Genomic DNA, 20,088 nt, shown 5'->3' with positions numbered 1-20,088 from the left:
AACTACAAATGATGAAAATGCGTTGGTTGAGTGCTGCAGTAATGTTAACCCTGTATACATCTTCAAGCTGGGCTTTCAGTATTGATGATGTCGCAAAGCAAGCTCAATCCTTAGCCGGGAAAGGCTATGAGGCGCCTAAAAGCAACTTGCCCTCCGTTTTCCGCGACATGAAATACGCGGACTATCAGCAGATCCAGTTTAATCATGACAAAGCGTACTGGAACAATCTGAAGACCCCATTCAAACTCGAGTTCTACCATCAGGGTATGTACTTCGATACCCCGGTCAAAATAAATGAAGTGACTGCCACCGCAGTCAAACGAATCAAATACAGCCCGGATTATTTCACTTTCGGCGATGTTCAGCATGATAAAGACACGGTAAAAGACCTTGGTTTTGCCGGTTTTAAAGTGCTTTACCCGATCAACAGCAAAGATAAAAACGATGAAATCGTCAGCATGCTCGGGGCCAGCTATTTCCGCGTGATTGGCGCAGGTCAGGTTTATGGCCTTTCTGCCCGCGGCCTGGCAATTGATACCGCCTTGCCATCGGGTGAAGAATTTCCACGTTTCAAAGAGTTCTGGATCGAGCGTCCAAAACCGACTGATAAACGTTTAACCATTTATGCATTGCTTGACTCGCCGCGTGCGACAGGTGCTTACAAATTCGTGGTTATGCCAGGGCGTGACACGGTTGTGGATGTGCAGTCGAAAATCTATCTGCGCGATAAAGTCGGCAAACTGGGGGTTGCACCGTTAACCAGTATGTTCCTGTTTGGGCCGAACCAACCGTCGCCTGCAAATAACTATCGCCAGGAATTGCACGACTCTAACGGTCTCTCTATCCATGCCGGTAATGGTGAGTGGATCTGGCGTCCGTTGAATAACCCGAAACATTTAGCGGTCAGCAGCTTCTCGATGGAAAATCCGCAAGGCTTCGGTCTGTTGCAGCGCGGTCGTGATTTCTCCCGCTTCGAAGATCTCGATGATCGTTACGACCTCCGTCCAAGCGCATGGGTGACTCCGAAAGGGGACTGGGGCAAAGGCAGCGTTGAGCTGGTGGAAATTCCAACCAACGATGAAACCAACGATAACATCGTCGCTTACTGGACGCCGGATCAGCTGCCGGAGCCGGGTAAAGAGATGAACTTTAAATACACCATCACCTTTAGCCGTGATGAAGACAAACTGCATGCACCAGATAACGCATGGGTGCAACAAACGCGTCGTTCAACGGGGGATGTGAAGCAGTCGAACCTGATTCGCCAGCCTGACGGTACTATCGCCTTTGTGGTCGATTTTACCGGCGCAGAGATGAAAAAACTGCCAGAGGATACCCCGGTCACAGCGCAAACCAGCATTGGTGATAATGGTGAGATAGTTGAAAGCACGGTGCGCTATAACCCGGTTACCAAAGGCTGGCGTCTGGTGATGCGTGTGAAAGTGAAAGATGCCAAGAAAACCACTGAAATGCGTGCTGCGCTGGTGAATGCCGATCAGACGTTGAGTGAAACCTGGAGCTACCAGTTACCTGCCAATGAATAAGACAACTGAGTACATTGACGCAATGCCCATCGCCGCAAGCGAGAAAGCGGCATTGCCGAAGACTGATATCCGCGCCGTTCATCAGGCGCTGGATGCCGAACACCGCACCTGGGCGCGGGAGGATGACTCCCCGCAAGGCTCGGTAAAGGCGCGTCTGGAACAAGCCTGGCCAGATTCACTTGCTGATGGACAGTTAATTAAAGACGATGAAGGGCGCGATCAGCTTAAGGCGATGCCAGAAGCAAAACGCTCCTCGATGTTTCCCGACCCGTGGCGTACCAACCCGGTAGGCCGTTTCTGGGATCGCCTGCGTGGACGCGATGTAACGCCGCGCTATCTGGCTCGTTTGACCAAAGAAGAGCAGGAGAGCGAGCAAAAGTGGCGTACCGTCGGCACCATCCGCCGTTACATTCTGTTAATCCTGACGCTCGCGCAAACTGTTGTCGCGACCTGGTATATGAAGACCATTCTTCCATATCAGGGGTGGGCGCTGATTAATCCTATGGATATGGTTGGTCAGGATCTGTGGGTTTCCTTTATGCAGCTTCTGCCTTATATGCTGCAAACCGGTATCCTGATCCTCTTTGCGGTGCTGTTCTGTTGGGTGTCCGCCGGATTCTGGACGGCGTTGATGGGCTTCCTGCAACTGCTTATTGGTCGCGATAAATACAGTATATCTGCGTCGACAGTTGGCGATGAACCATTAAACCCGGAGCATCGCACGGCGTTGATCATGCCTATCTGTAACGAAGACGTGAACCGTGTTTTTGCTGGCCTGCGTGCAACGTGGGAATCAGTAAAAGCCACCGGGAATGCCAAACACTTTGATGTCTACATTTTGAGTGATAGTTACAACCCGGATATCTGCGTCGCAGAGCAAAAAGCGTGGATGGAGCTGATCGCTGAAGTCGGTGGCGAAGGTCAGATTTTCTATCGCCGCCGCCGTCGTCGCGTGAAGCGTAAAAGCGGTAATATCGATGACTTCTGCCGTCGCTGGGGCAGCCAGTACAGCTACATGGTGGTGCTGGATGCTGACTCGGTAATGACCGGTGATTGTTTGTGCGGCCTGGTGCGCCTGATGGAAGCCAACCCGAACGCCGGGATCATTCAGTCGTCGCCGAAAGCGTCCGGTATGGATACGCTGTATGCGCGCTGTCAGCAGTTCGCGACCCGCGTGTATGGGCCACTGTTTACAGCCGGTTTGCACTTCTGGCAACTTGGCGAGTCGCACTACTGGGGACATAACGCGATTATCCGCGTGAAACCGTTTATCGAGCACTGCGCACTGGCTCCGCTGCCGGGCGAAGGTTCCTTTGCCGGTTCAATCCTGTCACATGACTTCGTGGAAGCGGCGTTGATGCGCCGTGCAGGTTGGGGGGTGTGGATTGCTTACGATCTCCCGGGTTCTTATGAAGAATTGCCGCCTAACTTGCTTGATGAGCTAAAACGTGACCGCCGCTGGTGCCACGGTAACCTGATGAACTTCCGCCTGTTCCTGGTTAAGGGTATGCACCCGGTTCACCGTGCGGTATTCCTGACGGGCGTGATGTCTTATCTCTCCGCGCCGCTGTGGTTTATGTTCCTCGCGCTCTCTACTGCATTGCAGGTAGTGCATGCGTTGACCGAACCGCAATACTTCCTGCAACCACGGCAGTTATTCCCGGTGTGGCCGCAGTGGCGTCCTGAGCTGGCGATTGCACTTTTTGCTTCGACCATGGTGCTGTTGTTCCTGCCGAAGTTATTGAGCATTTTGCTTATCTGGTGCAAAGGAACGAAAGAATACGGCGGCTTCTGGCGCGTTACATTATCGTTGCTGCTGGAAGTGCTGTTTTCCGTGCTGTTGGCTCCGGTACGCATGCTGTTCCATACGGTCTTCGTCGTCAGCGCGTTCCTTGGCTGGGAAGTGGTGTGGAATTCACCGCAGCGTGATGATGACTCCACTTCCTGGGGCGAAGCATTCAAACGCCACGGCTCTCAGCTGCTGCTGGGGTTAGTGTGGGCGGTTGGTATGGCGTGGCTGGATCTGCGTTTCCTGTTCTGGCTGGCACCGATTGTTTTCTCGTTGATCCTGTCACCGTTTGTTTCGGTGATCTCCAGCCGTACTACAGTGGGTCTGCGTACCAAACGATGGAAACTCTTCCTGATCCCGGAAGAGTATTCACCGCCGCAGGTACTGCTTGATACCGATCGTTTCCTCGAGATGAATCGTCAACGCTCCCTCGACGATGGCTTTATGCATGCGGTGTTTAACCCGTCATTTAACGCTCTGGCAACCGCCATGGCGACGGCGCGTCACCGCGCCAGTAAGGTGCTGGAAATCGCCCGTGACCGCCACGTTGAACAGGCGCTGAACGAGACGCCAGAGAAGCTGAATCGCGATCGTCGCCTGGTGCTGCTAAGCGATCCGGTGACGATGGCCCGTCTGCATTTCCGCGTCTGGAATTCCCCTGAGAGATATTCTTCATGGGTGAGTTATTACGAAGGGATAAAGCTCAATCCACAGGCATTGCGTAAACCGGATACGGCTTCGCAATAAAAACGTAGTTGCCTGATGCGCTACGCTTATCAGGCCTACATTGCTCCTGCAATGTGTTGATTTTACAAGATTTTGTAGGTCGGATAAGGCGTTCACGCCGCATTAGGCAAAAACAACGAGCCAATAAAAATACCGGCGTTATGCCGGTATTTTTTTACGGAAGGGGTATCAAATGCGTTTAATTATGGTGAGCATCATGGTGACCTTGCTGTGTGGCTGTGGCAGCATCATTAGTCGCACTATACCGGGGCAGGGGCATGGCAACCAATATTATCCCGGTGTGCAATGGGATGTGCGTGACTCCGCCTGGCGTTACGTCACGATCCTTGATCTGCCATTCTCCCTGGTTTTTGATACTTTACTGCTGCCGATCGACATTCATCATGGCTCGTATGAGTAATTAACGTTCATCCCACTCATCAGCCGCTGCCCGTCCTTCCTCGGTATCCAGCGGTGGCTCAAGCTGAAATTCCCCCTCGTCCCATTCATGTAATGTATTCTCTTCCTGCCACTCCTGGCGGATCTCTATCTCATCATAGTCGCCATCAAAAACACTTTGCGCGGCTTCACCGCTAAGCATAGGTAAACATTCACCTTCTTCCCCTTCGTCGGCAAAAAACTCAACTTGCCACATGATGTCGCCGTCCTGCAAAACGTATTTTTGGGCATTGAACTGTTGCACATTCGCATTTTCGGCGTCGATGCCGGGGTTGTCTGCAAGAAATTCTTCGCGTGCAGCGTCAATGGCTTCTTCAAGCGTTGCGTACATGGTCATCACGATTCTCCCTTTGAGTTGATGAGGTTTCAGGGAAAAGGATAGCTGATTCTCCGCTATTGCAAGTATGAAAGGCGAAAAATCAGTTTGATACCTGGGGTATCCGACGACGGCGCAGACTGTTCCATGAATAGACTGCGTTGAATAACACTACGCCAGCGGTGACGAGGAATACCGCTCTGAAACCGTAGTTCGCTGAAATCGCTGCTCCCATCAATGGTCCGGTAACGTTGCCAATATCACGAAACGATTGGTTATAGCTGAAGATACGCCCGGCGATTTGGTTGCTCGAGTTGTAAACTAAGAGTGTCTGTACGGCGGGGAGTAGTGCACCATCCGCGGCACCGAGCAAAAAACGTAAAATCCCAAGTTGCAATGGCGTCTGAACATAAGACATTGGGATCAACAGCAGTACAGAAAAGATCAGCGCCGTAATCAGGATCTTTTCGGGGCCGATTCGATCGCCAAGTTTGCCGAGTCGTGGTGCACTCAGCAGAGCAGCCACGCCTGGCACCGAGGCGATCATGCCGCTGATAAAGGCGACATTACTGACGTTACCCGCCAGTTCGCGGACATACAGCGTCAGAATAGGGGCAATTGAACCCGTCGCCACCTGGATGATTAACGTGGTGACAAACAGGCTGAGTACCAGTTTCGGGTTTTTAAGTGATGTCACCACTTCCCGCATATGCAGCATCTCTTTTTTGCTGACTGGCTGGAATTTTTCTCGGATGCAAAACAGGGTGACGAAAAAGCATAGTATCAGCACACTGGCGGTAATAAAGAATACCGGACGTAAGCCGTAGCTATCGGCAAGCAAACCACCAGCCATTGGGCCGAGCAACGCGCCGCTAACGCCGCCTGTGGAGAGCGTACCCAGCGCCCAGCCGCTTTTATTACGCGGTACTTGTGTGGCGATAAGAGCATTAGCGTTGGGAACAAATCCGCCAAGCAAACCAAGCAGCGCCCGCAGGATCAAAAACTGCCAGATATTTTGTGCCATCCCCATTAACACCATCACGATGCCCATCCCAAGGGCAGAGCGTAATAGCATGAGTTTTCGTCCTTTACGGTCGGCGAGTCCACCCCAAAACGGTGAGGCGATGGCAGAAAATAAAAATGTAATGCTGAAGACAATACCGGACCACATATTCAAGGCGGAGTGGCCGGTAACGCCAAGCTGCTCAACGTAGAGGGGTAAGAAGGGCATTACCAGGCTGAAGGCGGCACCGGTAAGAAAACAGCCTAGCCAGGCGACGATCAGGTTTCGTTTCCAGTTTATAGGGGTGTCATTTTCACAGGGTGACATAGCAATCCGCTGTTGGTGCGCCAGGCGCGGTGAACATAAGAAGAAAAGATAAGCACACTAATTATGCGCCCGACTTCCAGGGGGCGCAATCCAGAGAGCTTTTATCGCTAAATCAGGGGGATTTGCTGTGGTAATGCCGGATGCCATTTTGAAGCATCCGGCTTGGGAGATTTAATAGCGTGAAGGAACGCCTTCCGGACGTGTTTTAAAGCGACGGTGTAACCACATATACTGCTCTGGTGCCATCATGATGCATTTTTCGACCACTTTGTTCATCCATGCGGCGGTGGTTTCGGCATCATCCAGCGGCGGAGAACACTCTGGCGGTAGCATAATCAACTGATACCCTTTGCCATCTGGCTTACGGCGTGGAACGAAGGGCACCAGACATGCGCCGGACATCCGTGCCAGCATCCAGGTTCCGGTTGTGGTCGCAGCCTGCTCAACGGCAAACAACGGGACGAAAACGCTTGAGCGCGGGCCGTAATCATGATCCGGTGCGTACCAGACCACTTCGCCTTTTTTCAGGGCTTTAATCATGCCTTTTAAATCTTTGCGATCGAGCATTGATTTATTTGAGCGCAAACGGCCCCAGGTTTGTAGCCAGTCAATCAGTGGGTTATCGTTCGGGCGGTAAACGCCAATCCCGGGTTCCTGCATACCAAATTGCCGCGCACCCAGCTCCAGAGTCAGAAAATGGATGCCAACTAACAGGATGCCGCGTTGTTGCGCCTGCACGTCACGAATGTGTTCCATGCCGATCACTTCCGTCCAGCGGGCGATCCTGCGGTCTGGCCAGAACCACGCCATGCCGGTTTCCATCAGCCCCATACCAACAGATTCGAAATTCTTCACCACCATTTCACGGCGTTCTTGTTCGCTCATTTCCGGGAAGCACAGTTCCAGGTTGCGATGCACAATTTTTGAGCGTCGTTTCATAAAACGTAACGCCAGTTTTCCTAATCCACAACCGAGGCGGTAGATAACCGGGTAGGGCAATTGCACGACTAACCAAAGTACGCCAATACCCAACCAGGTTAACCAATAACGCGGATGAAGCAGTGCGGTGGAGAACTTGGGTAGATTCGTCATATCAATCCTGTTTTTCAACCTATTCGGGCAATTGTATGTATTGTCGCATTTTTTCGCCCGCAACCAAAATTTGTGGGTGAAGACTGGGCGAAATTACCGCGCTTGTAAATAATAAATAATTTTTAATGTGCAAATGTAGCGTAAAATGTGTGGATGTTAATTATCGATAATTGCTATATCATGCCGCGGATTTTTACTTTCCCATCTCGCAGGAACCGTACACCATGCCAGTGTTACACAACCGCATTTCCAACGACGCGCTGAAAGCCAAAATGTTGGCTGAGCGCGAACCGCGCACCACCATTTCGTTTTATAAGTATTTCCACATCGCCGATCCGAAAGCGACCCGTGACGCTTTATATCAGCTGTTTACTGCGCTGAATATTTTTGGGCGAGTGTATCTGGCGCATGAGGGGATTAACGCGCAAATCAGTGTACCTGCGAGCAATGTTGAAACATTTCGCGCACAGCTATACGGCTTCGACCCGGCTTTAGATGGCTTACGTCTGAACATCGCGTTGGATGATGACGGGAAATCCTTCTGGGTACTGCGCATGAAGGTGCGCGATCGCATCGTAGCCGACGGTATTGACGATCCTCACTTTGATGCCAGCAATGTTGGTGAGTATCTGCAAGCGGCAGAAGTGAACGCCATGCTTGACGATCCCGATGCATTGTTTATCGACATGCGTAACCACTATGAGTATGAAGTGGGGCACTTTGAAAACGCGCTGGAAATTCCGGCAGATACCTTCCGTGAGCAGCTGCCAAAAGCAGTCGAGATGATGCAGGAACATAAAGATAAAAAAATCGTTATGTACTGCACCGGCGGCATTCGTTGTGAAAAGGCCAGTGCCTGGATGAAACATAACGGATTCAATAAAGTCTGGCATATCGAAGGCGGAATTATTGAATACGCCCGTAAGGCGCGCGAGCAGGGCTTACCGGTGCGTTTTATTGGCAAAAATTTTGTGTTTGACGAGCGGATGGGCGAACGTATATCTGATGAGATTATCGCGCATTGCCACCAGTGCGGTGCGCCGTGCGATAGCCATACCAACTGTAAAAATGATGGCTGCCACCTGCTGTTTATTCAGTGTCCAGTATGTGCAGAAAAATACAAAGGTTGTTGCAGTGAGATTTGCTGCGAAGAAAGCGCGTTACCGCCAGAAGAACAGCGACGCCGTCGGGCAGGACGTGAAAATGGCAATAAGATCTTTAATAAGTCTCGTGGACGTCTGAATACAACACTGGGCATTCCTGATCCAACAGAATAAATATCATTGCCGGATGCGAGCCATCCGGCAACATTTCACGCTTACTTCTGCTGTACGCCTTCCACTGAAATAATCAGATCCACTTCCTGAGAAGCGGGACCTAAATCTGTCTTGATATTGAAGTCTTTGAGCTTAATTTTGCCTTCGGCCTCAAAGCCTGCACGTTTACCGCCCCACGGGTCGTCGCCCTGACCAATTAATTTCGCTTCCAGCGTGACGGGTTTGGTGACCCCGTTCAGCGTCAGATCGCCGGTAATATCCAGCTCATCACCGTCTTTCTTTACGCTAGTGGAGGTGAATGTTGCCTGTGGATATTTTGCGGTATTGAGGAAATCTGCACTGCGAAGATGTTTATCGCGTTCGGCGTGATTAGTATCGACGCTGGTGGTGTTAATTGTCACATTCACTTTATCGGCAGCTGGATTTTTTTCATCAAAGGTAAAAGTACCGTCGAAATCTTTAAAGGTGCCATATAACCAGCTATAGCCAAGATGCTGGATGCGGAAGTTAACAAAGGCGTGCTGACCTTCTTTGTCAATTTTGTAATCGGCGGCAACCGCTGAACCCGCAGAGAACATCAAGGAAGCGAAGGTTAAACCAAGCAGGCTTTTTTTCATTTTTTATACTCCATAGTCAGATGACGACTTTCCCAGCATGCGCTTCAGAGTGTCGTCTTTATCGATGAAATGATGCTTCAGGGCCATAAATCCGTGCATAACGGACAGTACTACGACGCTCCACGCGAGCCAAAAATGCAGGGCACCGGCAAAGTCAGCCTGTGCGCCAGCGTCGGCGAGGGTCGCGGGGACGTCAAACCAGCCAAAAACGCTGATCGGTTTACCATCGGCAGTTGAGATCAGATAGCCGCTGATGCCGATGGCGAACAGCAATAGGTACAATGCGAGATGTCCAGCTTTTGCTGCAAGACGAGTCATGGGCGAATAACTCGGCAGCGGACCCGGCGGTGGAGATATGACACGCCACAGAACGCGAATAACCAGCCCCATCATTAACAAAATGCCGATGCTTTTATGCAGTTCCGGTGCCTGGTGATACCAGCCATCGTAATAACTGAGCGTGACCATCCACAGACCTAAAGCAAACATGCCATAGACAATAATTGCGCTTAGCCAATGTAAGGCCGCAGATATAACACCATAGCGTTCAGGGGTATTTGTGAATGACATAAGTGCATCCAAAACGAATTTGCGAGAGAAAGAAAATGGCGTGTCGGAGAATGAATTGCAACACAAAAATAACAAATTGAATGATATTTATTTTTATTTCAATAATTTTGAATTAATAATGAAAGAATCTTCATAAGTTTAGTGGGTTCAGCATCTGGAAGGTCTGGTGAGTGCTGTAGAGGCAGGAAGAATCTCATTCAATTTTTCACGCTAAATGAAAGGGAGATTAAATATTTGTCAGTTTATGTCAGTGCGGAAAAACTAAAAATAAAACACGTAGATCAGGTCCATAATTGCCAACAGTCCCCAGAGAAAAAGATAAAGCATCAGATGCTCGCGAATATTATTGATGAGATAGTGCAACAGCCGACGCATTAAATACTCCTGTAAAAACGGCCTCATTCTGGAGGCCGTAATGATGATTATTGGAAGCGGGAAAGCCTGAATGGTGTCAAATCAAAATCGCTTTTTTTGTCTTGCGCAAAATCGGCAGCTATTTCTCCTAAAACTGACGCAAATTTAAAACCGTGCCCGCTCAGGCCGGTAATGAGCAGTGTATTATCGTGGCCGGGTAGAGTATCGATAATAAAATCTTCGTCAGGCGAATTATCATAAGTGCAGGCTGCTCCGTACAGACAGCAACCGATACCCGGCAACACATTGCGCAAGAACGGGAAGGCTTCCGAGCCATCGCTGATGACTTCCGCAAACGGAACACGTTCATCCGCTGAATGGATAAGCTGGCCTCCGTTATGTTTGCCAATCTTCAACGCGTCGTTTTCTGCCGGAAAACCATAATATTGATCGCCATTGGGCAGTTCACCGGTAAACGCCGGGAATTTATTCTTCACGCTATAGCGACCATCGGCCTGATACCAGGCAAATACTTTGCGTACGGGCTGGACAGGCAGTTCCGGGAGCAGATCTTTTACCCATGTTCCCGCGCAGACGATCGCTTTTTTCGCCTGATACTCACCGTCAGCGGTTTCAATAGTTACGCCATCATCGTCATGACGAATTGCGGTGACCGGGCAGTTGAACAACTGCGCACAACCCGCTTCCTTCGCCAGTTGGATCCAGGTTTTAATCGCCAGTTCGCTGCGTAAAAAGCCGGAATCAGTCTCAAATAAGCCGATGTAGTTGTCCGGGACGCGTATTTCTGGCCAGCGTGCCATAATCCCTTGCGCATCGAGCTTTTCAACGTTGAGTTGCCACTGTTCAGCGCTGTGGGCGACGTTGGCGAGAAATGCGGAATCAGCCGGGCCAAGGTTAATGACACCCGAGCGTACAAAAATGGGATCTTCTTCGTTGTGGCGGGAGAGTTCATCCCACAGCGTTTGCGCGCGGAGGACCAGCGGGACATACTTTTCGCCTTCACCATAAGCATGGCGAATTAATCGCGTATCGCCGTGGTGGCTGCCGTGTTGATGCGGTGGCATATGGGCGTCGGTCATTAGCACGTTTAAACCGGCACGGGTTGCATAATACCCGGCGGCAGCACCTACGGAACCGCTGCCAATAATGATGAGATCGTATTTCATTTTTTTCTCTCTGCTCTCATGGTTTAAGCAGAGTAATTAACTGAATGCAGATATACAACCCAGAAATGGTAAAGGCACCGGTGAGGTGCCTTTTGGGTGGATGGTCATGTCATGTTAATGACGCCGATACTCGTTTACCGGGAAATCACCGGATTCAATTTTGGCGATTCCTGCTTCTAATATCGAAATAAATTGTCTGGCAACATCAGTGGTTAACCAGAGCGTCTGACCAACTTCAGTCCCTTCCTGCTCGGACTTATTTGGGGTCTGGTAATGCAAACGCAACATCAGCGCATCATAGCTATCAACGGTGCTGATGTCCCACCCTACGAGCGGATGAGTCTGAATGACTTCATTATTTTTTTCCATCATGGCCCCCTAATTCGTGTTACTAGACAACGTTATTCGAGGTTCAATGCGTTTTTATCTGAAGCAACTTCAGTATACCAATAAGTAAGGGTATTCACCGAATTTTTAAAGGGGGGAACAGATAAATTTTTGCTTTTAAGATTTATATGAACAATAAAACAGCATGTCATTCATATTTTTTTAGCATATTGTGCAATTATTTTGAGGAAGTGTAGAAATTTTGTACTCGAAATTCGTAAGTAAAATAAAAAAGCCGGGGCGACCCGGCAAAAACAAAAATCACTGCATATTATTCGCTGACAAACCAGTCATCGGCGCTTTCCCACGTTTCCTGGAGAATTTCGCTAATGCGCTGTTTATCTTCTTTTGTTGCGCCAATAACCGATAAATTATTCGCTGCGGCATAACGTACCGATACGTGGCCTTCATTATCAGGAAACGCATACTGAATACGGCGGGAAAGTTCGCCAGCCAGGGCGTCAATAGCCCCAGCTGGCAATGGAGAAGTTTTCGCTATGGTGACTTCAATTCGCATAATAGCCCCCTGTTGAATATACTGGTTATTTATACAGTTAAAATAACCTAATGACAACAGGAAGCTACGATTTTTATTGTTTAACGGACCAGCGTACCGTTTCCCCGGCGAGGAATGGCACCAGTGTGTCATCAGTCAATGCGATGCTTTCAGCAACCTGTTGCTCTTCGCGGACCAGTTCGATGAATGTGTCGTTGACCGGCAAGCCATAGAACTGTGGGCCGTTTACAGAACAGAATGCTTCAAAGTGCTGCAGAGCATTCATCTCTTCAAAGACGGTAGCGTAACTGCCCAGCGCGGTTGGGGCGTTGAAGCAGCCCGCGCAGCCGCAGCTGCTCTCTTTGCGATGACGTGCATGCGGCGCAGAATCCGTACCGAGGAATACGCGATTAAAACCGCTGGCGACCAGTTCACGCAGTGCCTGTTGGTGAATATTGCGTTTGAGGATGGGTAGACAATACAGGTGTGGACGCACGCCACCAACCAGCATATGGTTGCGGTTAAACATCAGATGCTGCGGCGTGATGGTGGCCGCCAGACGTTCATTTCCGTTACGGACATAGTCGGCAGCATCTTTGGTGGTGATGTGCTCAAAAACGACTTTCAGCGCGGTCAGGCGCTGGCGAAGCGGTTCCATTACGCTTTCTATAAAGCGCGCCTCACGATCAAAAATGTCGATATCTGCATGTGTCACTTCGCCATGCACCAGTAGCGGCATACCGATTTTTTCCATGCGCTCAAGTACCGGCATGATTGCATCAACCGACGTCACGCCGTGGCTGGAGTTAGTGGTTGCGTTTGCGGGGTAAAGTTTTGCAGCGGTGAACACGCCTTCGTTAAATCCACGTTCCAGCTCATTAGGGTCCAGCGAATCTGTTAAATAACAGGTCATCAGCGGGGTGAAATCGTGCCCGGCAGGTACGGCGTCGAGAATACGCTGGCGATATGCCACGGCAGCCTCAACGGTTGTCACGGGCGGAGCCAGATTGGGCATTACGATAGCCCGTCCATATATTTCGCTGGTATAAGGCACGACAGTTTTTAACATGTCGCCATCGCGGAGGTGAAGGTGCCAGTCGTCTGGGCGGCGGATCTTTAATACCTGGGATGGTGCAGTCATTAATCTCTATGCTCCGGCTGAAGGGATGTTTTTGCCGGACACAAAGGATAAGCGGAAACGTTTTCCTTTGCACGAAAAATAAAGGGCGCAAATGCGCCCTCGTGATTAATCAGTAAACGGAATGACAATTTCACCAGGCTTCACTTCAATACCTTTCGCCAGTTTCTTCGCCATTGCTTCGCCCTTACTGCCATCTTCGCGCAGGACATAAGCAGGTTGCTGGTTAAAGTAATTGCGTAATGCCTGGTTCAAATAGGGAAGCAACGTTTGCATCACCGTTTGCATTTTTTCCGGTTGTACCGTCGCATCGACTACTTCCATCTCTTTCAGGAAGATCGCGCCTTTTTCTTTATCAAACACAGGCAGCGCTTTCAGCTTCAGTTTCATGGTCGCTTTCTGGCTACCGAACAGGGAGTTCATGTCCAGATTGGCGTCTCCGGTTAGGGTAACCTTATTCGGCTCTTCGCGACCAATTTGGCTGGTCAGGTTTGTCAGAACAATATGGGCGTCAGCCACGCCGGGTAAACCGATATCTTTTGAGAAATTATTATGTTTCGCAAGCGACTGGTTAATTTCTTGTTCGGTGATGGTGTATTGGGTGAGTTGATTACAGCCAACGAGCAGGCCACTGACGAACAATACAGCGGCAAATAAAAACTTGTTCATGGTAGTCCTCGACATGAAATCTGCGTCAATATCCTGACACAACGCAGCATGTGTCACCAGCGATAAACTCGCCAGCAGAAAAAACTGAAAACGGCGGCAACCCGCGAATACAGGCTGCCGCGGCGGGTCAGGATTAAATCGCCATTGATGATAACAAATTGATTTGTGTCTGTTTCGCCATATTATCGCGGTAATCAGCAACGCGGCTTGGCCAGTTGATTCCGGCTATCAGCGTCAGATTACGCAGGAGCGGAAATAGCTGAATATCGTCTTCCGAAAGTTCGCCATTCACGGCGTTCGGTTTGACGATAAGTTTGTCCAGCGCACGTAAATCATCGCTGATATTCTTAATCAGACCGTCAGAGTGGGCCAGCAGGTCGGCAAAATTACCCGCGCTGGCTTCTTTCTTGTCGACAAAATATTTGCGCGCGGCGGGAGTAGAAAACTCATCAAATGCCGATTTGGCAAAACGCGGTAACAGCAGTTTGTTGGCGTAGCCGTTGACCTTGCGCAGCCATTCTTCAATGGCAGGTGAACGTTTGCCGGTCAGTAACGGTTTGCCGTCGAGTTTATCGACATAGTGAACGATGTCCATGCTTTCTGGCATATAGCGGCTGTCATCTTTTTGCAGAATGGGAACCTGTTTTTGACCGACCATCCGGGTGGGTGTTTCTGCGTCGTCATTGAGCAGAACATGTAATTCGACGGGGATATTTTTCAGGCCGAAAATCATGCGGGCTTTGAGGCAGTAAGGGCAGTGATCGTAAATGTATAGCTTCACGTGACTCCTCCATTTGGCTGTCAGTTCACTTTCAGTATGGAGGAGTCAGGGGGGAGTATCAAATCAGGCGTCGCGTTCCAGCAAACGACGGGCGGTGCGTTTCTGGCTAAACTGCCAACCCAGCGCAAGGAAAGTGAAGATGCCAATAATGCCCAGCATCATCCACGGAAGCTCTGGTTGGTGCGCTGATTTACCCAAGTCAAATAGCCAGCCACCACCGATATAACCAATCGCGCCGCCAATCGCCAGACCCAGACGGCTAAACCCCATATAGCTGCCGCGTGCTCTTGCATCTGCCAGCGAAGCACTTAAGGTTTCGCGCGCAGGCTCAGCAATGATCGACCCGATATAAAACAGACAAATCAGAGTGAAAAGTTGTTGTAGCCCGCTGACCATACCCACTGGCATCATGCTTAATGACATTATTAATAGTCCAGCCATCAATCGGTGTTCCAGACGAAAATGTTTTTCACTCCAGCGGGCGATAGGGTAGAGCAATGTTAACGACAGACACGCCTCAATGGCATACATCCATTTAACGGCAGACGGCGCGCCCGCGACGTCGTTGACCATGATCGGCAGCATCAGCATCACTTGTACAGCCAGCATGTAGTAACCCGCCAGCGTCAGTACATAGGTGACAAAACGCTTGTCGCGCATCACGCGGGTCATGCCTTCGCGAACGGGCGTGCGTACGGTGGAGAGTTTCCATGCCGGTAACAACCAGGCATTAAACGCAGCACACAGCACAAACAAAACGGCTCCTGTGGCGCAGACCAGGCGAAAGTCGTATTGCAACAGCCAGCTTCCCAACAATGCGCCAATAACAGCACCAGCGCTGTCTTGCATCATTAATAGTGAGAAAAAACGGCCACGCTGCTGCGGGCGGATTAGTTTCACCACCAGCGCCGAACGCGGAGGATCAAACAACGTGCCGCCGAGTCCCGAAAGCAGGCATGAAAACCACAGTAGCCACGGTTCGTGGGCGATACCCATTGTGGCGAATCCGGCGGCACGCATCAGCATACCGGTGACAATCATCGGTTTGGCACCAAAGCGGTCGGCAATTGCGCCGCCGAAAATCCCCAGACCTTGCTGAATAAACTGGCGTAGGCCGAGGGCAATACCGACCATGACGGCGGCCCAGCCCATTTGATCAACGAAGCGGATAGAGATCAGCGGGAAGACAACAAAGAACCCCAGCACGACCAGCATATTATCGATGAGCAGGAAATATTTACCCAGGTTCCTCGCCTGCGACACGCGGGACATTTCCCCTCCCGGGAAATAAAAGATGAGCACTTTCTATTCTGCATTGCCGCTAAGACTTTTCCCATCACTTCGGGGACAATATTTTTTTATCAAAACGTCGCTTTGATAGAGAGTTTTTATCAAATATGTGAATAATGCAGAAAATGGCATTCTGGACTTTTCACAGGGTCTGGTTGCGCAGGTATAGTAATACTTACAGCGTATTAAAGACGTTACGGGAAGGAGTAGGTATAGAATGTTTGGCTATCGCAGTAACGTGCCAAAAGTGCGCTTAACCACTGACCGACTGGTCGTGCGTCTGGTGCATGATCGTGATGCCTGGCGTCTTGCGGATTATTACGCAGAGAATCGCCATTTCCTCAAGCCCTGGGAGCCAGTGCGCGACGAAAGCCACTGTTATCCATCAGGCTGGCAGGCCAGGCTAGGGATGATTAACGAATTTCATAAACAAGGTTCAGCTTTCTACTTTGGCTTATTCGACCCGGACGAAAAAGAGATTATTGGCGTTGCCAATTTTTCCAATGTTGTTCGCGGCTCTTTTCATGCCTGCTATCTCGGTTATTCGATTGGGCAAAAATGGCAGGGCAAAGGACTCATGTTTGAAGCCCTGACCGCAGCCATTCGTTATATGCAGCGCACCCAACATATTCATCGCATTATGGCCAACTATATGCCGCACAATAAACGCAGCGGTGATTTACTGGCGCGATTGGGTTTTGAAAAAGAAGGCTATGCGAAAAACTATCTGTTGATTGATGGACAATGGCGCGATCATGTTCTGACGGCATTAACCACCCCAGACTGGACGCCTGGCCGCTAAGGAGAATCTGATGAAATATCAACTTACTGCTCTGGAAGCCCGCGTGATTGGCTGCTTGCTGGAAAAACAGGTGACTACGCCGGAGCAATACCCGCTATCAGTAAATGGTGTAGTAACGGCCTGTAATCAGAAAACGAACCGTGAACCGGTCATGAATCTGAGTGAATCTGAAGTGCAGGAACAGCTGGATAATCTGGTCAAACGTCATTATCTACGCACGGTGAGCGGTTTTGGTAATCGGGTCACCAAATATGAGCAACGTTTTTGTAATTCTGAATTTGGCGATCTGAAACTGAGCGCCGCAGAAGTGGCGTTAATCACCACGTTGTTATTGCGTGGTGCCCAGACGCCGGGTGAACTGCGCAGCCGCGCCGCGCGAATGTATGAATTCAGCGATATGGCGGAAGTGGAGTCGACGCTGGAACAACTGGCGAATCGCGAAGATGGTCCTTTTGTGGTGCGTCTGGCCCGCGAACCGGGTAAACGCGAAAGCCGCTACATGCATCTTTTCAGTGGTGAGGTTGAAGATCAGCCGGCGGTAACGGATACGTCGAACGCTGTTGACGGTGATTTACAGGCCCGCGTCGAAGCTCTGGAAATCGAAGTGGCAGAACTGAAACAGCGTCTTGATTCGTTGCTGGCCCATCTGGGAGATTAAAGTGAAAAAATTACGTATCGGCGTAGTGGGGTTAGGCGGCATCGCGCAAAAGGCGTGGTTACCGGTGCTGGCGGCAGCGTCTGACTGGACGTTACAAGGTGCGTGGTCGCCAACGCGCGCGAAAGCCCTGCCAATTTGTGAAAGCTGGCGCATTCCTTATGCCGATTCGTTATCCAGCCTTGCTGCCTGTTGTGACGCTGTTTTTGTGCATTCCAGCACCGCCAGCCACTTTGACGTGGTCAGTGCGTTACTCAATGCGGGAGTACATGTCTGTGTCGATAAACCGCTGGCAGAAAATCTGCGCGATGCTGAACGGCTGGTTGAACTGGCGGCGCGGAAAAAACTGACGTTGATGGTCGGTTTTAACCGTCGCTTCGCACCACTCTACGTTGAGTTAAAAACACAACTCGCCACCGCCGCCTCGCTAAGAATGGATAAACATCGTAGTAATAGCGTCGGGCCACACGACCTTTATTTCACGTTGCTGGATGATTATCTGCATGTGGTGGATACCGCGCTGTGGTTGTCGGGCGGTAAAGCCTCTCTGGATGGCGGTACGCTACTGACTAATGACGCTGGCGAAATGCTGTTTGCCGAGCACCATTTTTCGGCCGGTCCTTTGCAGATCACCACCTGTATGCATCGCCGTGCCGGAAGTCAGCGTGAAACCGTGCAGGCCGTGACTGACGGTGCGCTCATCGACATTACGGATATGCGCGAATGGCGTGAGGAGCGCGGGCAGGGCGTGGTGCATAAACCTATTCCAGGTTGGCAGAGTACTCTTGAGCAACGTGGATTTGTTGGCTGTGCCCGTCACTTCATTGATTGCGTGCAAAATCAGACAGTTCCACAAACTGCCGGAGAACAGGCAATACTGGCGCAACGCATCGTTGACAAGATCTGGCGCGATGCGATGAGTGAATAAACCCTGTAACATCTGGCGGTAGCAATTCACCATAATCCAGGTAGACTATTCGCCTCTTTCAGCGCCTGCTTTGCAGGCGTTTTGCCCGTGGGTCTGGATTAGAACACCGATGAATTTATTAAAATCGCTGGCCGCCGTCAGCTCGATGACCATGTTTTCGCGTGTGCTTGGCTTCGCACGTGACGCAATTGTCGCCAGAATCTTTGGCGCAGGGATGGCAACCGACGCCTTTTTCGTCGCTTTTAAACTTCCTAACTTGTTGCGCCGTATTTTTGCCGAAGGGGCATTTTCCCAGGCATTTGTACCGATTCTGGCGGAATATAAAAGCAAGCAGGGTGAAGACGCCACGCGGGTCTTTGTCTCGTATGTTTCTGGCCTGCTGACACTCGCGCTGGCGGTTGTGACGGTCGCCGGGATGCTCGCCGCGCCGTGGGTGATCATGGTGACCGCGCCGGGTTTTGCTGACACGGCCGACAAATTTGCCCTGACTACCCAGTTATTACAGATTACCTTTCCTTATATCTTGCTGATTTCCCTGGCGTCGCTGGTGGGTGCGATTCTGAATACCTGGAACCGCTTCTCGATTCCGGCATTTGCTCCAACGCTGCTTAACATCAGCATGATTGGCTTCGCGCTGTTTGCCGCACCGTACTTTAATCCTCCGGTGCTGGCGCTGGCATGGGCTGTTACGGTCGGCGGCATCCTACAGCTGGTGTATCAGCTACCGCATTTGAAGAAGATCGGCATGCTGGTTTTGCCACGCATTAACTTCCACGATGCCGGGGCAATGCGCGTGGTGAAACAGATGGGACCAGCGATCCTTGGCGTCTCTGTGAGCCAGATCTCTTTAATCATCAACACCATTTTTGCCTCGTTTCTTGCTTCCGGTTCGGTGTCGTGGATGTATTACGCCGACCGCCTAATGGAGTTTCCGTCCGGTGTACTGGGCGTGGCGCTTGGCACCATTTTGCTGCCGTCGCTGTCGAAAAGTTTTGCCAGTGGCAATCATGATGAATACAACCGTTTGATGGACTGGGGGCTGCGTCTTTGTTTCCTGTTGGCGCTGCCGAGTGCGGTTGCGTTGGGCATTCTTTCAGGTCCGTTAACCGTTTCGCTGTTCCAGTACGGTAAATTTACCGCCTTTGATGCGCTGATGACCCAGCGGGCGTTAATTGCCTACTCGGTGGGTTTGATTGGCCTGATTGTAGTGAAAGTGTTGGCTCCTGGCTTTTATTCCCGCCAGGACATTAAAACGCCAGTGAAAATTGCCATCGTTACGCTGATTTTAACGCAATTGATGAACCTGGCGTTTATCGGCCCGTTGAAACATGCCGGGCTGTCCCTTTCTATTGGTCTGGCGGCGTGTCTGAATGCTTCTCTGCTTTACTGGCAGTTGCGTAAGCAGAAAATCTTTACCCCGCAACCCGGCTGGATGCCGTTTCTGTTGCGTCTGGTGGTGGCGGTACTGGTGATGTCTGGCGTGCTTTTAGGTATGTTACATATTATGCCTGAGTGGTCACTGGGTACTATGCCCTGGCGTTTACTGCGTTTAATGGCGGTCGTGCTGGCGGGAATTGCCGCGTACTTCGCTGCACTGGCGGTGTTGGGCTTCAAAGTTAAAGAGTTTGCCCGTCGGACGGTATAACAATGCATTCCGGCCTGCACTGCAGGCCGGAGATAA

At 50.6% G+C, this 20,088-nt stretch carries 21 protein-coding genes; 8 read left to right on the top strand and 13 right to left on the bottom strand.

Annotated elements, in window-relative coordinates; translation table 11 throughout:
* Window positions 1–8 precede the first annotated feature (8 nt).
* The 3 genes from mdoG to yceK all read left to right on the top strand — a co-directional run bounded on the left by mdoG (window position 9) and on the right by yceK (window position 4,480).
* Window positions 9–1,544 carry a glucans biosynthesis protein MdoG gene (gene mdoG / locus AABJ99_RS14450; RefSeq protein ID WP_338387574.1) on the top strand — a complete coding sequence of 512 codons (1,536 nt, stop codon included), beginning with the start codon at window positions 9–11 and terminating at the stop codon, window positions 1,542–1,544.
* Entirely contained in the window at window positions 1,537–4,080 is a 2,544-nt protein-coding gene (gene mdoH / locus AABJ99_RS14445; RefSeq protein WP_072039643.1) for a glucans biosynthesis glucosyltransferase MdoH, read from the top strand. The genes mdoG and mdoH overlap by 8 nt, the downstream gene beginning before the upstream one ends.
* 172 nt (window positions 4,081–4,252) lie before the next feature.
* Window positions 4,253–4,480 (top strand): YceK/YidQ family lipoprotein, encoded by a 228-nt coding sequence (gene yceK, locus AABJ99_RS14440; RefSeq protein ID WP_039021654.1) that lies wholly within the window; start codon window positions 4,253–4,255, stop codon window positions 4,478–4,480.
* Here the strand turns inward: yceK and msyB are convergent, their stop codons facing one another.
* The 3 genes from msyB to lpxL form a co-directional block, all read right to left on the bottom strand.
* Window positions 4,481–4,855, bottom strand: coding sequence for a MysB family protein (gene msyB, locus AABJ99_RS14435; RefSeq protein ID WP_000180063.1), 375 nt, complete (start codon window positions 4,853–4,855; stop codon window positions 4,481–4,483).
* Between the two features lie 82 nt (window positions 4,856–4,937).
* Complete coding sequence (mdtG, locus tag AABJ99_RS14430) at window positions 4,938–6,164, bottom strand: multidrug efflux MFS transporter MdtG (protein WP_032183921.1); 1,227 nt, start codon at window positions 6,162–6,164, stop codon at window positions 4,938–4,940.
* A gap of 171 nt (window positions 6,165–6,335) precedes the next feature.
* A complete protein-coding gene (lpxL, locus tag AABJ99_RS14425; protein ID WP_039021655.1) occupies window positions 6,336–7,256 on the bottom strand; it encodes a kdo(2)-lipid IV(A) lauroyltransferase in 921 nt (306 codons plus the stop codon).
* 224 nt (window positions 7,257–7,480) lie between these two features.
* Between lpxL and trhO the strand changes: the two genes are divergently transcribed.
* A complete protein-coding gene (gene trhO / locus AABJ99_RS14420; protein WP_001353290.1) occupies window positions 7,481–8,533 on the top strand; it encodes a rhodanese-related sulfurtransferase in 1,053 nt (350 codons plus the stop codon).
* Between the two features lie 41 nt (window positions 8,534–8,574).
* Here trhO and yceI read toward each other — a convergent pair whose 3' ends face one another.
* From yceI to mdtH, 10 genes are all read right to left on the bottom strand, one after another.
* Window positions 8,575–9,150 carry a YceI family protein gene (gene yceI, locus AABJ99_RS14415; protein ID WP_000749261.1) on the bottom strand — a complete coding sequence of 192 codons (576 nt, stop codon included), beginning with the start codon at window positions 9,148–9,150 and terminating at the stop codon, window positions 8,575–8,577.
* 3 nt (window positions 9,151–9,153) lie between these two features.
* A complete protein-coding gene (gene yceJ / locus AABJ99_RS14410; protein ID WP_039021656.1) occupies window positions 9,154–9,720 on the bottom strand; it encodes a cytochrome b in 567 nt (188 codons plus the stop codon).
* Between the two features lie 261 nt (window positions 9,721–9,981).
* Window positions 9,982–10,095, bottom strand: coding sequence for a YceO family protein (locus AABJ99_RS14405; protein ID WP_001253418.1), 114 nt, complete (start codon window positions 10,093–10,095; stop codon window positions 9,982–9,984).
* A gap of 47 nt (window positions 10,096–10,142) precedes the next feature.
* Window positions 10,143–11,261 (bottom strand): N-methyl-L-tryptophan oxidase, encoded by a 1,119-nt coding sequence (gene solA, locus AABJ99_RS14400; protein WP_039021657.1) that lies wholly within the window; start codon window positions 11,259–11,261, stop codon window positions 10,143–10,145.
* A gap of 114 nt (window positions 11,262–11,375) precedes the next feature.
* Window positions 11,376–11,630 carry a biofilm formation regulator BssS gene (gene bssS, locus AABJ99_RS14395; protein WP_000414437.1) on the bottom strand — a complete coding sequence of 85 codons (255 nt, stop codon included), beginning with the start codon at window positions 11,628–11,630 and terminating at the stop codon, window positions 11,376–11,378.
* Window positions 11,631–11,919: 289 nt separating this feature from the next.
* Window positions 11,920–12,165, bottom strand: coding sequence for a DNA damage-inducible protein I (dinI, locus tag AABJ99_RS14390; RefSeq protein ID WP_001217754.1), 246 nt, complete (start codon window positions 12,163–12,165; stop codon window positions 11,920–11,922).
* 73 nt (window positions 12,166–12,238) lie between these two features.
* On the bottom strand, window positions 12,239–13,285 hold the full coding sequence (gene pyrC / locus AABJ99_RS14385) for a dihydroorotase (RefSeq protein ID WP_000126547.1): 1,047 nt from the start codon (window positions 13,283–13,285) through the stop codon (window positions 12,239–12,241).
* Between the two features lie 105 nt (window positions 13,286–13,390).
* Window positions 13,391–13,951, bottom strand: a complete 561-nt coding sequence (gene yceB, locus AABJ99_RS14380) for a lipoprotein (RefSeq protein ID WP_001353288.1) — start codon at window positions 13,949–13,951, stop codon at window positions 13,391–13,393.
* A 133-nt stretch (window positions 13,952–14,084) separates the two neighbouring features.
* The gene (gene grxB / locus AABJ99_RS14375) at window positions 14,085–14,732 is read right to left on the bottom strand and encodes a glutaredoxin 2 (RefSeq protein WP_039021658.1); all 648 of its coding nucleotides are present in this window, start codon (window positions 14,730–14,732) and stop codon (window positions 14,085–14,087) included.
* 63 nt (window positions 14,733–14,795) lie between these two features.
* On the bottom strand, window positions 14,796–16,004 hold the full coding sequence (gene mdtH, locus AABJ99_RS14370) for a multidrug efflux MFS transporter MdtH (protein ID WP_000092207.1): 1,209 nt from the start codon (window positions 16,002–16,004) through the stop codon (window positions 14,796–14,798).
* 235 nt (window positions 16,005–16,239) lie between these two features.
* On the opposite strand from mdtH, the gene rimJ reads away from it, so the two are divergent.
* From rimJ to murJ, 4 genes are all read left to right on the top strand, one after another.
* Window positions 16,240–16,824 carry a ribosomal protein S5-alanine N-acetyltransferase gene (gene rimJ, locus AABJ99_RS14365; protein WP_000468190.1) on the top strand — a complete coding sequence of 195 codons (585 nt, stop codon included), beginning with the start codon at window positions 16,240–16,242 and terminating at the stop codon, window positions 16,822–16,824.
* A gap of 10 nt (window positions 16,825–16,834) precedes the next feature.
* A complete protein-coding gene (yceH, locus tag AABJ99_RS14360) occupies window positions 16,835–17,482 on the top strand; it encodes a YceH family protein (protein WP_000877119.1) in 648 nt (215 codons plus the stop codon).
* A 1-nt stretch (window position 17,483) separates the two neighbouring features.
* Window positions 17,484–18,407, top strand: a complete 924-nt coding sequence (gene yceM / locus AABJ99_RS14355; protein ID WP_039021659.1) for a Gfo/Idh/MocA family protein — start codon at window positions 17,484–17,486, stop codon at window positions 18,405–18,407.
* Between the two features lie 109 nt (window positions 18,408–18,516).
* Window positions 18,517–20,052, top strand: a complete 1,536-nt coding sequence (gene murJ, locus AABJ99_RS14350; RefSeq protein ID WP_001050688.1) for a murein biosynthesis integral membrane protein MurJ — start codon at window positions 18,517–18,519, stop codon at window positions 20,050–20,052.
* Window positions 20,053–20,088 lie beyond the last annotated feature (36 nt).

Source organism: Escherichia coli (genome assembly GCF_036503815.1).
Classification (GTDB): Bacteria; Pseudomonadota; Gammaproteobacteria; order Enterobacterales; family Enterobacteriaceae; genus Escherichia; species Escherichia coli_F.
The sequence above is the reverse complement of the archived record's forward strand: the minus strand, read 5'-3'. Positions and strand labels throughout refer to the sequence as shown.

Excerpts from the sequence above, each read along its gene's own strand:
- mdoG (WP_338387574.1), top strand. The coding sequence starts at position 9 with ATGATGAAAATGCGTTGGTTGAGTGCTGCAGTAATGTTAACCCTGTAT.
- mdoH (WP_072039643.1), top strand. The coding sequence starts at position 1,537 with ATGAATAAGACAACTGAGTACATTGACGCAATGCCCATCGCCGCAAGC.
- yceK (WP_039021654.1), top strand. The coding sequence starts at position 4,253 with ATGCGTTTAATTATGGTGAGCATCATGGTGACCTTGCTGTGTGGCTGT.
- msyB (WP_000180063.1), bottom strand. The coding sequence starts at position 4,855 with ATGACCATGTACGCAACGCTTGAAGAAGCCATTGACGCTGCACGCGAA.
- mdtG (WP_032183921.1), bottom strand. The coding sequence starts at position 6,164 with ATGTCACCCTGTGAAAATGACACCCCTATAAACTGGAAACGAAACCTG.
- lpxL (WP_039021655.1), bottom strand. The coding sequence starts at position 7,256 with ATGACGAATCTACCCAAGTTCTCCACCGCACTGCTTCATCCGCGTTAT.
- trhO (WP_001353290.1), top strand. The coding sequence starts at position 7,481 with ATGCCAGTGTTACACAACCGCATTTCCAACGACGCGCTGAAAGCCAAA.
- yceI (WP_000749261.1), bottom strand. The coding sequence starts at position 9,150 with ATGAAAAAAAGCCTGCTTGGTTTAACCTTCGCTTCCTTGATGTTCTCT.
- yceJ (WP_039021656.1), bottom strand. The coding sequence starts at position 9,720 with ATGTCATTCACAAATACCCCTGAACGCTATGGTGTTATATCTGCGGCC.
- AABJ99_RS14405 (WP_001253418.1), bottom strand. The coding sequence starts at position 10,095 with ATGCGTCGGCTGTTGCACTATCTCATCAATAATATTCGCGAGCATCTG.
- solA (WP_039021657.1), bottom strand. The coding sequence starts at position 11,261 with ATGAAATACGATCTCATCATTATTGGCAGCGGTTCCGTAGGTGCTGCC.
- bssS (WP_000414437.1), bottom strand. The coding sequence starts at position 11,630 with ATGGAAAAAAATAATGAAGTCATTCAGACTCATCCGCTCGTAGGGTGG.
- dinI (WP_001217754.1), bottom strand. The coding sequence starts at position 12,165 with ATGCGAATTGAAGTCACCATAGCGAAAACTTCTCCATTGCCAGCTGGG.
- pyrC (WP_000126547.1), bottom strand. The coding sequence starts at position 13,285 with ATGACTGCACCATCCCAGGTATTAAAGATCCGCCGCCCAGACGACTGG.
- yceB (WP_001353288.1), bottom strand. The coding sequence starts at position 13,951 with ATGAACAAGTTTTTATTTGCCGCTGTATTGTTCGTCAGTGGCCTGCTC.
- mdtH (WP_000092207.1), bottom strand. The coding sequence starts at position 16,004 with ATGTCCCGCGTGTCGCAGGCGAGGAACCTGGGTAAATATTTCCTGCTC.
- rimJ (WP_000468190.1), top strand. The coding sequence starts at position 16,240 with ATGTTTGGCTATCGCAGTAACGTGCCAAAAGTGCGCTTAACCACTGAC.
- yceH (WP_000877119.1), top strand. The coding sequence starts at position 16,835 with ATGAAATATCAACTTACTGCTCTGGAAGCCCGCGTGATTGGCTGCTTG.
- murJ (WP_001050688.1), top strand. The coding sequence starts at position 18,517 with ATGAATTTATTAAAATCGCTGGCCGCCGTCAGCTCGATGACCATGTTT.